This window comes from Psychrobacter glacincola (assembly GCF_965118485.1).
GTDB lineage: Bacteria > Pseudomonadota > Gammaproteobacteria > Pseudomonadales > Moraxellaceae > Psychrobacter > Psychrobacter glacincola_D.
Genome location: NZ_CBCPJH010000010.1, coordinates 38,233 through 51,928 on the forward strand (window position 1 = coordinate 38,233; position 13,696 = coordinate 51,928).

14 protein-coding genes and 1 tRNA gene are annotated in these 13,696 nt (G+C 42.0%); 12 read left to right on the forward strand and 3 right to left on the reverse strand.

The window, feature by feature from the left end; translation table 11 throughout:
• Positions 1 to 291: 291 nt before the first annotated feature.
• The 4 genes from ACMHKH_RS05295 (at position 292) to ACMHKH_RS05310 (ending at position 4,081) form a co-directional block, all read left to right on the forward strand.
• Positions 292 to 924, forward strand: a complete 633-nt coding sequence (locus tag ACMHKH_RS05295) for a LemA family protein (protein WP_413519619.1) — start codon at positions 292 to 294, stop codon at positions 922 to 924.
• A gap of 243 nt (positions 925 to 1,167) precedes the next feature.
• Positions 1,168 to 2,301, forward strand: a complete 1,134-nt coding sequence (locus ACMHKH_RS05300; RefSeq protein WP_413519620.1) for a TPM domain-containing protein — start codon at positions 1,168 to 1,170, stop codon at positions 2,299 to 2,301.
• A 159-nt stretch (positions 2,302 to 2,460) separates the two neighbouring features.
• On the forward strand, positions 2,461 to 2,985 hold the full coding sequence (locus tag ACMHKH_RS05305; RefSeq protein ID WP_413519621.1) for a TPM domain-containing protein: 525 nt from the start codon (positions 2,461 to 2,463) through the stop codon (positions 2,983 to 2,985).
• 97 nt (positions 2,986 to 3,082) lie between these two features.
• Positions 3,083 to 4,081, forward strand: coding sequence for an adenosine deaminase (locus ACMHKH_RS05310; RefSeq protein WP_413519622.1), 999 nt, complete (start codon positions 3,083 to 3,085; stop codon positions 4,079 to 4,081).
• 11 nt (positions 4,082 to 4,092) lie between these two features.
• On the opposite strand, the gene ACMHKH_RS05315 is transcribed toward ACMHKH_RS05310, so the two are convergent.
• Complete coding sequence (locus ACMHKH_RS05315) at positions 4,093 to 4,893, reverse strand: NAD-dependent deacylase (protein WP_413519623.1); 801 nt, start codon at positions 4,891 to 4,893, stop codon at positions 4,093 to 4,095.
• Between the two features lie 35 nt (positions 4,894 to 4,928).
• Between ACMHKH_RS05315 and ACMHKH_RS05320 the strand changes: the two genes are divergently transcribed.
• Positions 4,929 to 5,288 (forward strand): hypothetical protein, encoded by a 360-nt coding sequence (locus tag ACMHKH_RS05320; RefSeq protein WP_413519624.1) that lies wholly within the window; start codon positions 4,929 to 4,931, stop codon positions 5,286 to 5,288.
• A gap of 466 nt (positions 5,289 to 5,754) precedes the next feature.
• On the opposite strand, the gene ACMHKH_RS05325 is transcribed toward ACMHKH_RS05320, so the two are convergent.
• Positions 5,755 to 5,831 (reverse strand) — tRNA-Arg (locus ACMHKH_RS05325).
• Between the two features lie 299 nt (positions 5,832 to 6,130).
• On the opposite strand from ACMHKH_RS05325, the gene ACMHKH_RS05330 reads away from it, so the two are divergent.
• From ACMHKH_RS05330 to ACMHKH_RS05350, 5 genes are all read left to right on the forward strand, one after another.
• The gene (locus ACMHKH_RS05330) at positions 6,131 to 6,787 is read left to right on the forward strand and encodes a c-type cytochrome (RefSeq protein WP_413519625.1); all 657 of its coding nucleotides are present in this window, start codon (positions 6,131 to 6,133) and stop codon (positions 6,785 to 6,787) included.
• A 251-nt stretch (positions 6,788 to 7,038) separates the two neighbouring features.
• Positions 7,039 to 8,001 carry an ABC transporter ATP-binding protein gene (locus ACMHKH_RS05335; protein WP_413519626.1) on the forward strand — a complete coding sequence of 321 codons (963 nt, stop codon included), beginning with the start codon at positions 7,039 to 7,041 and terminating at the stop codon, positions 7,999 to 8,001.
• Between the two features lie 44 nt (positions 8,002 to 8,045).
• Complete coding sequence (locus ACMHKH_RS05340) at positions 8,046 to 8,819, forward strand: ABC transporter permease (RefSeq protein WP_413519678.1); 774 nt, start codon at positions 8,046 to 8,048, stop codon at positions 8,817 to 8,819.
• Between the two features lie 75 nt (positions 8,820 to 8,894).
• Positions 8,895 to 9,755 carry an NADPH-dependent 7-cyano-7-deazaguanine reductase QueF gene (gene queF, locus ACMHKH_RS05345; protein WP_413519627.1) on the forward strand — a complete coding sequence of 287 codons (861 nt, stop codon included), beginning with the start codon at positions 8,895 to 8,897 and terminating at the stop codon, positions 9,753 to 9,755.
• A gap of 84 nt (positions 9,756 to 9,839) precedes the next feature.
• Positions 9,840 to 10,229, forward strand: a complete 390-nt coding sequence (locus tag ACMHKH_RS05350) for a lysozyme inhibitor LprI family protein (protein ID WP_413519628.1) — start codon at positions 9,840 to 9,842, stop codon at positions 10,227 to 10,229.
• A gap of 74 nt (positions 10,230 to 10,303) precedes the next feature.
• On the opposite strand, the gene ACMHKH_RS05355 is transcribed toward ACMHKH_RS05350, so the two are convergent.
• Positions 10,304 to 12,022, reverse strand: a complete 1,719-nt coding sequence (locus ACMHKH_RS05355; protein WP_413519629.1) for a proline--tRNA ligase — start codon at positions 12,020 to 12,022, stop codon at positions 10,304 to 10,306.
• Between the two features lie 539 nt (positions 12,023 to 12,561).
• On the opposite strand from ACMHKH_RS05355, the gene ACMHKH_RS05360 reads away from it, so the two are divergent.
• Complete coding sequence (locus tag ACMHKH_RS05360) at positions 12,562 to 13,317, forward strand: DUF4230 domain-containing protein (RefSeq protein WP_413519630.1); 756 nt, start codon at positions 12,562 to 12,564, stop codon at positions 13,315 to 13,317.
• Between the two features lie 160 nt (positions 13,318 to 13,477).
• Positions 13,478 to 13,639 carry a hypothetical protein gene (locus ACMHKH_RS05365; RefSeq protein ID WP_413519631.1) on the forward strand — a complete coding sequence of 54 codons (162 nt, stop codon included), beginning with the start codon at positions 13,478 to 13,480 and terminating at the stop codon, positions 13,637 to 13,639.
• The last annotated feature ends 57 nt before the right edge of the window (positions 13,640 to 13,696 follow it).

Genomic DNA, 13,696 nt, shown 5'->3' on the forward strand with positions numbered 1-13,696 from the left:
AGCTGTATTCGATGTTTTATTAATAGTGGCTGATGAGCACGGTTATTAAGTTACTTAGTCAAAACAAAGCGCAAGCTTATGCTACAAGTCGTTGCTTGCGGTTGTGTTTTGGTAACGATGAATTGTAAAAAAAGCGTTATAGCGCCATTATTAGCAAAATATATCTTAGGCTAACAAATATCAGCTTATATGGTTTAGTGCTATTTAAGATAGTGTTTAAAGAAGTAGTAAAAAAGCCCACTAAAAATTGTTACTCATATTTGATTTTTATCATTCTTAGGAGACGCCACAATGACGCGTAAATCTATTGTAAAACCCATGTTGTTATCAGCTGTATTAGCGACTTCTACTGTTGGTTTGAGCGGTTGTGGTTATAACAATCTGCAAGCCCAAGATGAGCAAGTGACAGCGTCGTGGTCAGAGGTGGTCAACCAATATCAACGTCGCTCGGATCTGGTGCCAAACTTGGTCAAAGTAGTACAGCAATATGCCAAGCAAGAGCAAGATGTCTTTACGCAAGTAGCTGAAGCACGCTCACGTACCGGCAGTATCACCGTAACGCCTGAGGTTTTAAATGACCCTGAAGCAATGGAGCGTTTTGCAGCGGCGCAAGAGCAGATGACAGGTGCATTATCACGTTTGATGGCTGTGTCTGAGCGTTATCCTGAGCTAAAATCAGATGCCTTATTCCAAGATTTACAAGCGCAATTAGAAGGTACTGAAAACCGTATCGCCGTGGCTCGTAATCGCTATATTCAAGAAGTACAAGGTTACAATACAACCGTGCGTCAATTCCCAACCAATATTACTGCTAAAGTATTTGGTATGAGCGCCAAACCTAATTTTAGCGTTGCTAATGAAAAAGAGATTTCTACTGCTCCAAGCGTTGATTTTGATAATGGTGAGTCAAAAACTGCTCAATAGTATTCATTCAATAATTGCGAAATTTTTTTAATCATGAAAATTTTTATTGATTGATTGTCTTAAAATTTTTGCTGATATGAATATATTGAGTCCAATATTAAGAATAATGGTCTCTTAAAGCTTATTCATATCGTTAAGTAACTAAAAAAAGCTAGAGCAGCGAGCATTAAGTAGTGATTTATTAAACGCTTATTGATTGCTGCTGTATCTAGTAAATATTTGACTTGAGGTGGTATTGATTTAATGACTCATTTGAAAACACCCCTAGCCGCATTGTTATTTGCCCTGAGTATCGGTAGCGCATCTATGTTGCATGCGGCGCCTAATGCTGATGGCAACATACAAAATCGAAGTGTGGAAGACTTAGTCGCTATTGCAAAAGCCGCTGAGTCTAATGAAGCCATTAATGATGCTGTCTTGGGCAATGAGGCAATTAATGAAGCTATACTTGGTAATGATGCCATCAATCAAAGTGCGTCCAATAATGAAGGCGTAGCAGAGGCAAATGCGTCTAAACGTCCGCCTGTTAAATCAGCGGCTGAGGGTGTTACTGCCGATAAGCTAATTTTAAATAATCCTGTTATCGATCAAGCCAATATTTTAAATCCGCAAGAGAAGCAGCGCTTAGAAGCACAGCTACGTACTATTTATCAGAATGGTTTGGCGCAGGCGGCAGTGGTGATTGTCTCGACTACCAATGGTATGCCCATCTTTGATTATGCCTTACAGGTTGCTGAAAAATGGCAGCTTGGTAATAAAGACATCGATGATGGCTTGCTGATGGTAGTTGCAGTCAATGACCGTGATATGTATATCTTGACAGGTTATGGACTCGAAGGCGTCCTGCCTGACGCCGCAGTCAATCGTATCATTCGAGAAGATATCACGCCTTTATTTAAACAAAATAACTATGGCGCTGGTATATTAGCAGGCGTAACAGCCTTACAAAGCCGCTTATCTGCTGATCCTGAAGTATTGGCGCGTGCCGATGCGCAAGCTGCTGAACATACTGCCCAACAAGGCTCAGATGAGCTGCCATCACCTATTTTTCTATTTATCATGGCAATGATATTTGGTAGTTTTATTACCAGTATTTTTGGTCGAGTATTTGGCTCTGTACTGACAGCGGGTGGTTTTGTTGCAGGCTCACTAGCATTGGGCGGCGGTCTATTTATGACCATCATTATGGCGATATTTATTTGGCTATTCTTAATTTCGCGTGGCGGTGGTGGCGGTAAAGGTGGCTCTGGCGGCGGTCGAGGCGGCGGTGGCATGGTATTCTTGCCAGGTATGGGCGGCGGTGGCGGTTTCAGCGGCGGCGGCTTCGGCGGTGGCGGTGGTGGGTTTGGTGGCGGCGGTGCTGGTGGCTCTTGGTAAGCGCTTGCTATTTGCTGGCTTATCACTAGAGTAATCCAGTAACTTATTAACCATTTTTCAAGCACAATATCTACTAATTATTGTCTATTAAATGAAAACTCACTAAATGACCGTTTACTAAAAAACTGTTAGTAATGACGTACTTGAGGAAATAGTATCATGGCAGAAAACAGTGCTTCAAAATCCAGCTTTGCCCGCTGGTGGCGCCAAGTGTTATTTGTGCCGATCTTACATAGTAAATGGCTGACGCCAGCAGCAAAGGCTCGATTGACAGAGCAGGTAACACTAGCTGAACAAGGGCACCGTGGTGAGGTGTTTTTAATCGTAGAGAATCATTTACCGATTCAAGAAGCCTATCGTAGCAATTGCCGTGATCGCGCGGTCGATTTATTCAGTCAATACCGCGTTTGGGATACGGAAGAAAACACCGGCGTGCTGATCTATGTCAATATTTGCGAGCATAAGCTTGAGATTGTCGCTGATCGCGGTATTAGTGCCCATGTTAGCCCAACGGTTTGGCGAGCGATGTGTGATAAAGCAGTAGTAGGGATTGCCAAGCAAAAGACAGAAGAAAGCTTGACTGAATTACTAGATGAAGTGGGACAAGTGCTGCGCCAATATTATCATTTAGAGCATGATCCTGCAGGCAATGAGTTATCTGATACCGTGATATTTTTAAAATAAATAATGCTTAAAATAAGCATATGGAACATATAAGTACTGAACTATTGAAACGCCTTTTTGCATAGACAGCCTATGCCATAAACGATACTGGAATATTATGATTGAACTAATAAAAAAACTGCCAAAGGCGGAGCTGCATCTACATATTGAAGGCTCACTTGAGCCTGAGCTTATGTTTAGGTTGGCAAAAAAGAACCAGATAGAGATTCCGTATAAAGATATAGAAGATGTACGTAATGCTTATAATTTTACCAATCTACAGACTTTTTTAGACATCTACTATGCGGGTGCCAATGTCCTTATCACAGAAGATGATTTCTACGATCTGACGTGGGAGTATATTCTTAAATGTGTTGAGGATAACGTCATTCATACAGAGATATTTTTTGATCCACAGACTCATACAGCAAGAGGCGTGGCGTTTGAAACAGTAATAACAGGCATCAAGCGAGCACTGGCTGATGCCAAAGCACAATATAGCATTACCTCTTGCATTATCATGTGTTTTTTACGCCATTTATCACAAGAAGAAGCGTTTGAGGCCTTAGAACAAGCATTACCATTTAAAGACGATATTATCGGTGTGGGTTTGGACTCTTCAGAATTAGGCAACCCACCGTCAAAGTTTATAGACGTCTTCAAAAAAGCGAAAGAAGAAGGCTTTAAGTTGGTTGCCCATGCTGGCGAAGAAGCGGATTTCTCTTATATCTATGAAGCATTAGATTTATTGGGTATTAGTAGAATCGACCACGGCGTACAATCTATCAAAAGTGCCGAGCTAATGCAGCGTCTAAAAGATGAGCAGATGCCACTAACGGTTTGTCCAAATTCTAATATCGAGTTAAGAGTATTTGACACCTATAAAGAGCATAACATCAAAGAGCTGATAGATTATGGGCTCAATATCACGGTCAACTCAGATGACCCTGCTTACTTTAAAGGTTATATCAACCAAAACTTTATCAACATCAGCGAAAATCTGCCATTAACAGAAGACGATATTATCACCTTGGTAAAGAACTCTTTTAGATCGTCATTTATTAGTGATGAGCTAAAGCAGCAGTATTTAGACAGAGTCGATCAAGCAATAGGCTAATACTTCGCCCATTATAGTATACCCATTCTTTTTACCAACTCTGGCAGTATAACTCCAGCTTTTGCTGCCAGAGTAATATCAACTAGCGTATTCGGTGTCGGATAGGGGTTTATCTCGATGATTTTGGCACCATTCTGTTTTGCCAATTGTGCCAGTCCGGCAGCGGGATAGACGAGGCTGGAAGTACCGATACTAATAAATATGTCACAATTGGCTGCTGCCTCTTCGGCTGTTTGCCACTCATCTATCGGTAACGACTCTCCAAACCACACAATATCAGGTCTGATATAACCATCACAATGCTGGCAAGTAATCAGAGCTTCATCAAAATTGATACTATCTTCACTGTCATAAGCTCGATTTAATTGGCCTTGATAAGGTATCTCACATCGGCTACATCGATTACGCCATAGGTTGCCATGTAAGTGGGTGACAGCGCTGCCTGCTTGCTCATGCAAATCGTCGACGTTTTGAGTAACGAGGGTCAGTTGCTGATTGGTGTATTGACTGTGATATTGCCACTGAGCTAATGCTATATGAGCAGGATTTGGTTTTTTACTTGCCACCAGTTGTCTGCGCCACTGATACCACGACCAAACCAATTTTGGATTACGAGCAAAAGCATCGGGCGTCGCCAAATCCTCCGCGCTATAATTTTCCCATAAGCCCGTTTGCTTATCGCGAAAGGTTGGTATACCGCTTTCTGCTGAAATCCCTGCGCCCGTTAACAGGCAAATACGCTGTTTGGTTTTTAATAGTTCCGCGGCACGCTCTACTTCTGCTATTAACCCTGATGGTAATTCTGCTAACATAAGCTAACCCTTGCTAATAATGGATATCCTTTCTTATGATAGACGGAATTTGGTGGCTTGTCATATTGATAGCAGTTGTCGTTGGTCTGTGGTTTTTTGCAAAATCACGTGCGCCTAACAAACTGGATGACACAAAGTCAAAAGGTAAGAAAAAACCGATCGATGACGCGTTATATAAGACAGCGGAGATGATTAAGCAGTATTTTCCTGATTATCGAGTCACAAGAAAGGGCAGTCATTTGCTAATCAGTCGACAAAATACAAAAATTGCCATGATTACGATTGACCGCAAGCTGGCTGCCAGTCAACGCCGCTTAGGAGATATACCTGTGTTTAACTATCACCGTGTACCTAGCCGCGCGCAATTGGATGCGAATTTACAAGAAGCAGAATAAAGGCTTTAACGCCACGGTATCACCATCGATATTGAGCGTAATATTGTCTAGCGTGCGATAACCGTTAGTGGCAGTCTGTAAATCATCAAGGATGAAATTCAATATAGATTCAGTAGGGTGGGCGTTATTCTATGTATAAGCGACATAAGCGCAGGGCGGCATACGCACACATTCAATAAATTGCGGAGCAGTGGTGATGTCTGGGAGCCATCTTTTCGATTGGCGTGGCCATATATCAGAGAGCGGGAACCAAGTAGCGTATGCGGTCAATAACAAAGCAGTCGATATGATAGCTAGTGGCTTTATGATCTCATTTGTCCTATATTTTGATTTTTAAGACAGTATTTTTCAAAATAGATTTCTTAAATATTGACTATATAGGATTGGATAATAGTAGAAGCAATCTATTAACCATTATTGACGGCTATAAAAGAGGTAATGCTGGGGAACGGGGTAATACGATGATTGGTGCGCTCGGCGGGAATCGAACCCACGACCCTCGGCTTCGGAGACCGATACTCTATCCAACTGAGCTACGAGCGCAAAAGCGTCTAAAAATAAAGACCGCTTAGTCTAACAAATAAAAGCCATAAAGCCAATGAATGAAGACAGCGATTGAGGTTTTTTAAGAAAAAACACTATAGTCAGCAAACAGGCATGGCAATCTACCCGTCTTTTCCCTTATAATGTCAGGGAGAATCCCTATTTATATTCACCGATTACAAGTGCGCTCGCATGCGGGATGGCTGTTTGCTATTGACAACTGTTTTGTTGTTGAAGGAGGACAGACAGAATGTCCAAGCTATGCTGACCCTTGTATACGTAATAAGAGAACGTGACGAATGAGAAAAGTAGTTATGTTATCGGCAGCTGCCATTCTAGGAATCGCTAGTATCGCTGTGAGCCAAGCTGAAAGTGCTGTAGACACGCCTGTCACTGTATCTGCAGTCGCAGAAGGTAAAGAGGTTGTCGCAAATGCGCCTGAGAAACTAGGCGATGAGACCCAAGCTGCTGCAGATACCACTGATGGTACTGCTCCTATGGATGCAACTGCTGACGCCACTGCTCCAGCTGCCGTAGCGGTAGCAGCACCTGCGGCTGAAGAGTCGATTCCACAAGATACGCCGCAAGTACAAAAGCTGATTGCGTTATATCCGAACCTGATTGCTCGTATTCAGCCTGTCGGCAAAGTATGTTTTGAAGACGATGAGGTCTGTGACGTGACGGCTCGCTCTTCTGGTCCAGCTGCAGGCGATGGTCCTCGTGAGGGTAAAGCGGTATATAGTGCTGTATGTCAGACTTGCCATGCGACAGGGCTACTTGGCTCACCTATGTTAGGTGATGCCGGCGCTTGGGGACCTCGTATTGCAAAGGGTAAAGATACTTTATATACCCACGCTATCAACGGCTTCAATGCCATGCCAGCAAAAGGCGGTGCCGATATTCCTGATGAAGAAGTGCAAAATGCCGTTGATTATATGGTTGGTGAAGCCAGCTAATTTTTATGGCTAAGGAGCTTGAGTAGAGAGCTTTAGCAAAAAATTATTTAATGCATAAAAAAGCATCTGTCTTATTTAATAAGACAGGTGCTTTTTTTATGCGTGATTGATAGGACTAATATCGTCTTTATAATATAGCACCGTTGAAATCTTACCCATTCAGCCTCACATTAAGACACGACAGCAACTATTATGATAATTAGTATGCTGATAAATCATTTTTTAGCCCAATCATTTATAAAGAGGTATTCATGTCTGAAGTACCAGCGCTATCGATTCAGAATTTATCCAAAACTTATGCTAATGGGTTTTCCGCCCTAAAAGACGTCAGTCTTACCGTCCCGCAAGGAGGGTTTTTTGCGTTACTTGGACCGAACGGTGCTGGCAAATCAACGATGATTGGTATTATTAGCTCACTGTTTAAACCAACTGGCGGCAGCGTCAATATTTTTGGTGTCGACCTATTAGCCAATCCGTCAGTTGCCAAGCAATACTTAGGCGTGGTGCCGCAAGAGTTCAATTTTAATCAGTTTGAAAAAGTAGAAGATATTCTGATAACGCAAGCGGGTTATTTTGGCATATCGGCTAAAGAATCAAAGCCACGTGCCGAGCGCTTGCTCAAAGCATTAGGTCTTTGGGATAAGCGTGATAGTAAGTCGCGGGAGCTATCGGGTGGCATGAAGCGCCGTTTAATGATTGCGCGCGCGTTGATTCATAAGCCGAAACTATTGATTTTGGATGAGCCTACCGCTGGGGTAGATATTGAGCTGCGCCGTTCAATGTGGGAATTCATGCAGCAAATTAATATTGAAGAAAATACCACTATTATTCTCACCACTCACTATTTAGAAGAAGCTGAGCAGTTGTGTAAGCGCATTGCTATTCTTGATCATGGCGAGATTCGTATTAATACTGAAATGAAAGACTTGCTGGCGCAGTTGTCGGTTGAGACTTTTGTGTTAGATTTGACCCAGCCGCTTACCCAGCCTTTAGTCATTGATAAGGTAACAGAGATTGTCCAGCCTGATGAGCTGACGGTGGAGGTAACCTTGAGTAAAGGTGAGACGCTCAACTGTGTTTTTGAGCAGCTTACCAAGCTTGACATCGAAGTGGCTAGCATGCGCAACAAATCTAACCGCTTAGAGGAGCTGTTTATGCGGTTAGTCGATCAAAATATTCAGAATGAAGACAGTATGAAGGAGGCAGGGTTATGAAACAGGAAGTCACTCATAAAGTCACTGTAGATCCTACTAAAGCGATGTCTACCGCTAAAAAGTGGATTGCTTTTCAAACGATTTTAGTCAAAGAGATTCGTCGCATCCTGCGTATTTGGCCACAAACCCTTTTGCCACCAGTCATTACCATGGCATTATATTTTGTCATCTTTGGTAAGATGATTGGCTCGCGGGTAGGGGATATGGGCGGCGTACCGTACATGCAGTTTATCGTCCCAGGCCTTATCATGATGGCGGTCATTACCAATAGTTATTCTAACGTGGTCTCAAGCTTCTTTAGTGCCAAATTTACCGCCAGTATTGAAGAATTGCTAGTATCTCCGGTTTCTAAGCATGCCATATTAATGGGTTACATAGGCGGCGGTATTTTTCGCGGTCTGATTATTGCTATTATTGTTTCTATCGTGGCGTTATTCTTTACCAAGCTTGGTATCGAGCATTTATTTGTCACTATATTTACGGTATTGGGCACGTCTATTCTGTTCTCGCTTGGTGGCTTTATTAATGCGGCTTATGCACGCTCATTTGATGACATTACTATTATTCCAAGCTTTGTGTTGACACCGTTGACCTTTCTTGGTGGGGTATTTTACTCAATGGAGAACTTATCGCCATTTTGGTATAACATCTCACTATTAAATCCTATCGTTTATATGGTTAATGCCTTCCGTTTCGGTATTCTCGGTTATTCTGATGTCAATGTTTGGTATTCAATGGCAGCGATTTTTGTATTTTGCGTGATTTTTTATGTCATCTCTTATCGCTTATTAAGTGACGGCTCGCGAATTCGTTTGTAGTGCTGATAGCTGCGATCATTATAGTGATAGAGCTATTATTTCAAATTTTTTAATGTTTAATATTAGGAAGTACCAATGAGTATCCACGGTATCTTGGGTGAACAAACTACTGATTATCCAACTGAGTATAGTCCAGAAGCCTTATATCCAATTGCCCGTAGTATGGGGCGAGACGTCATTGGCTGGCAAGATGATAAGCTAGCAGTTGGCATTGACTGGTGGCAGGCATTTGAGCTGTCATGGTTAAATCAACAGGGCATCTCGCAGGTTGCGATAGCACGCTTTGGTATTCCGGCAAGCTCACCATTTATTGTCGAATCAAAGTCATTGAAGCTTTATCTAAACAGTATTAATTTTACTGAGTTTGGCAGTTGGGCAGAAGTACAAACCTTGATAGCGAAAGATTTGTCGACATGCGTAGTAGCAGAGGTGCAAGTTGAGTTATTTGCCTTAGAAGATGAACGCTCAGGGCTATTGATCGTTCAGCCTGATGGCATGTGCATTGATGACGCACTCGCGAATAGTAATGCCAAAGTTGCGTTATGCGAGCATCCTGATGCTTCGTTATTAATTGATGATAATACCGACGCAGCATTACAAGACGATGCTCAGCCTTATGTCTTCTATTCTAATTTATTACGTAGTAATTGTCCGGTGACCAATCAGCCAGATTGGGGAACATTGGCAGTGTTAATTACTAGTGACAAGCCAGTAAATAACGCTAATATGCTGCGTTATATATTGAGCTTTCGTCAGCATAATGGCTTTCATGAACAGTGCGTTGAGCAAATATTTGCTGATTTGAGCAAATATTATCAGCCAAGTGCGCTGATGGTACGCGCTTGGTATACGCGCCGAGGCGGTATCGATATTAATCCTTGTCGTGTGAGCGATATCGCATTATTACCCGCACCAAGCCGTTTGATTCGTCAGTAAATTAATGTTGGTTATTAGCTATCATAAATTGCCATTAGCTCATATACTTAGCAAACATTATTTTGCTTACATTAGGGTGTAACTATGAAGGTAGTAACTGGTTTTTTTACTGTGATAAGTATAGCAGCATTGTCAATGACGGCAGCACAAGCTGCTTTTGTGGAAAATAAATATAACTGTGAAATGTCAATGGAAGAAGCTGTTGACTGTGGTGAAAGTGCGGTTAAAGTAGAGAAAAAACGCCTTAATAAAATATATATGAGCGCACATCGTACGCTATCTGCTAAGCAAAAATCACAGTTAGATAAAGAGCAAGCCGCATGGTTAAAAAATCGCAATAAACAGTGCGAGTTTAAGCAAGAAGGATCAATGAATAACATGGCAGTATGGGGTATGATTAGTGCTGATGTTTGCACCGCTACTGAGAATCAAAAGCGTAGTAAAGTACTTGCCAAGAAATATAATATTAAATAACTTATTTCGGTTAATAAAAACCGCCTATCTCATTCAATGAGATAGGCGGTTTTTTAGTGTGCAAAGTTTCTTAACTATTTACTGCTTACTTTAGCAATGACTTCCTCACGGCTAAGCAATTGCTTTTCGCTATCACGGCGATTGACGTATTCATACTTGTCTTCTGCCAAGTTGCGATCAGATACCACGATACGATGCGGAATACCAATCAGCTCAAGGTCAGCAAACTTAACGCCTGGACGCTCATTACGATCATCAAGCAATACATTGATACCAAGGGCTCTTAGCTCCTGATACAATGCCGTTGCCGTTTCCATCACCGTTTCTTCTTTAGACTTCATTGGTACGATAGCCACTTCAAACGGTGCAAGCGAATCACTAACATCTGGCGTTGGTGGCCACATGATGCCGTTTTCATCGTTGTTTTGCTCAATAGCAGCAGCAATGATACGACTGACGCCAATACCGTAGCAACCCATCATTAAGGTAACTGGTTTACCGTCTTCACCTGAAACGTTACAGTTCATCGCTTGCGAGTACTTATCACCCAACTGGAAGATGTGACCGACTTCGATACCGCGTTTGATCTGTAGCGTACCTTTACCATCAGGAGAAGGATCGCCTTCATGAACATTGCGAATATCAACGATACGTGTGATATGCGCATCACGTTCCCAGTTCATACCTGTTGTGTGTTTGTTGATTTCATTAGCACCAGAGACAAAGTCTGACAATGCCGCTGCTGCACGGTCAACAAATACGGGCATATCAAGCTCAACGCCGATATAGCCTTTATGCAGACCAGCCGCTTTCAATTCTTCTTCAGTTGCCATTGTTAAAGGTACATTGGCTTCTTCGATTTTTTCAGCTTTGATGGTGTTTAGCGTATGGTCGCCGCGTAATACTACAGCGATAAGCTGCGGCTCACCTTCTGGCGTATGACCTTGCACAATCAATGTTTTGACTGTGGTGGCAAGTGGAACATTTAAATGCTTAGCGACCGCTTCACACGTTGGCATATCAATAGTTTCGACATTTTCACGTAGCTTTGTTGCGGGCTGACGTTCAGCAGTGCATACCGATTCAGCAAGCTCGACGTTGGCAGCATATTCAGATGAATCAGAAAAGGCGATATCGTCTTCGCCACTGTCAGCTAGCACATGAAACTCGTGTGAGGCAAAGCCACCGATTGAGCCAGTATCAGCTTGTACTGCACGGAAATCAAGACCTAAGCGCGTGAAGATGCGCGTATAAGCGTCATACATCTCGTCATACGTTTTCGCCAATGATGCTTGGTCAACGTGGAACGAATAAGCGTCTTTCATAGTAAATTCACGCGCGCGCATCACACCGAAGCGTGGACGAATCTCATCACGGAATTTATTTTGAATTTGAAAGAAGGTAATCGGTAGCTGCTTATAACTACGCAGTTCACCTTGGGCAAGATTGGTAATGACTTCTTCGTGCGTTGGACCGAGTACAAAATCGCGGTCATGACGGTCTTTAAAACGTAGTAGCTCAGGACCATAATCGTTAAAACGTCCGGTCATTTGCCAAAGCTCAGCAGGCTGAGTCATCGGCATGAGCACTTCTTGGGCACCGATATTTTGCATCTCTTCGCGAACGATGCGCTCGACTTTTTGCAACACGCGCAAACCCATTGGCAACCAGATATATAATCCAGAGGCGATTTTGCGAATCAGACCAGCTCTAACCATTAATTGGCTTGAAGCGATATCCGCATCATTTGGCGTTTCTTTTAACGTGGCAAATAAAAATTGACTGGCTTTCATAAATAAAGCGGAACCTTATCAACGATAAAATGAATAAGAAATAGTAGGATATTAAGCGTGTGGTTTGACGGCCAACGCAAGATGACCTGTTATTACTTGGTAAGAGTGTAGACTTGCCATAGCTAGAAAATACTGCAATAAACAGTACTCTAGTAGAAAGTGCATTCATAAAACGCACTCTAAAAAAGCGTTAATTCTTTACTTTTGTATGAAGATATCAGCATTGAAAATGCAGTATTTAAGGCGTGAAAGCCTGAAAAATAAAAGTATGCCGACATTTTACTTATACAATCTGACTATGTTAGGTAAAGTTCGTCTAAGACGCAATGACTTTTTGTTTTTTCAGTCTGCATTACACTTAAAGTGCTAAGTTTTATAGCTTTCGAAGTTAAATAACAACAAAATTCTAAAATGCAATAATTTGATATTTATTATGTAGGGCGTTGGTAGTAACTACTTGAAATGCTTGAAGAGAAATATCATTAAGAGCTTAGAATTTACTCATTTTATGCCAATAATATAACAATAAGGGAGTTTACATGACCAACCCTGATAATCGTCTTCCGGTTGATGTTAAGAATAGTGGTGCCAATAAACAGCAAGCGAAAAAACCTATCGCTATGCTGTCGTGGATAGTATTGCTTATTGGGCTTGCCGCCATCGCTTTTGCTATTTATACCGTGCAACATATCAATAAAAAAGAGCCGATAGAAACCATCACTCGTGAAGGCGTGGTAATGCAAATTCAGAAATTGAATCGATTGGAGACCGTAGCGTTTAGTGTCGATACGGTGATTACCAGTCAACGTCCGGGAAATTGGATGAAACTGTGGCAAGACGAGCAAAAGGCGCTGTTTATCGCGCGTGGTCGTGTAGAGGCGGGCATTGATTTAAGTGCGTTAACGCCTGAGATGGTACAAGTGGTTCAGCCTACCGAGTTGACTGTAGAAAACGCCACGAACGCTGATAGCAATAATCCCATTTCTGTTATGCCACAGATTAATATTACTCTACCGCCATCAGAGGTGTTTTCAGTCTATTTAGATGATATTGAGATTTATGATTGGCAAACGGGCGCTTTTGGGATGATGCAAGTCGATCCAAAAATTCTAAAACAAGCCCAAAGCATGGCAAAAGACGAAGTGCTTGAACGTGCTTGCCGCGGTGATGTGATGACTATGGCATTAGAAAACGCGCAAACGCAATTACAGCAGCTATTTGCATTAACGGGTGCTGTAGTGACGGTGACCACACAAGGCGCTGGTTCATGCCAGTTGCCAGTAAATGAGGCATAGATAATTTTATTAGAAGCATGAAGTAGTTAAACCTAGTTTAGCTTGCCGCTAAAACTCCTTAAATTGACGCCATTTATATTGTATAGTAGAACTTATCTATTATTCATAATGAACTTATGAATTTGGTTGGTAATATAACCCTATATAAAAGGTGGCGTATATGACAACTCCTAATAATCAACCGTCTTCTAAGCCTAAAGTTCAGCTTAATAAACGCCCTAAAGCAAAAGAATCGCTTTCTTTTGCGACATGGGTGCTATTAATTATAAGCTTTACTTTATTAGCCTATGCTTTATACATTATCCAAACCCGTATATTGTGAACTCTAGCTGAGCTAATAAGCAGGCAATTAATATGGCTAAGGTGATGAGTGTGGCTA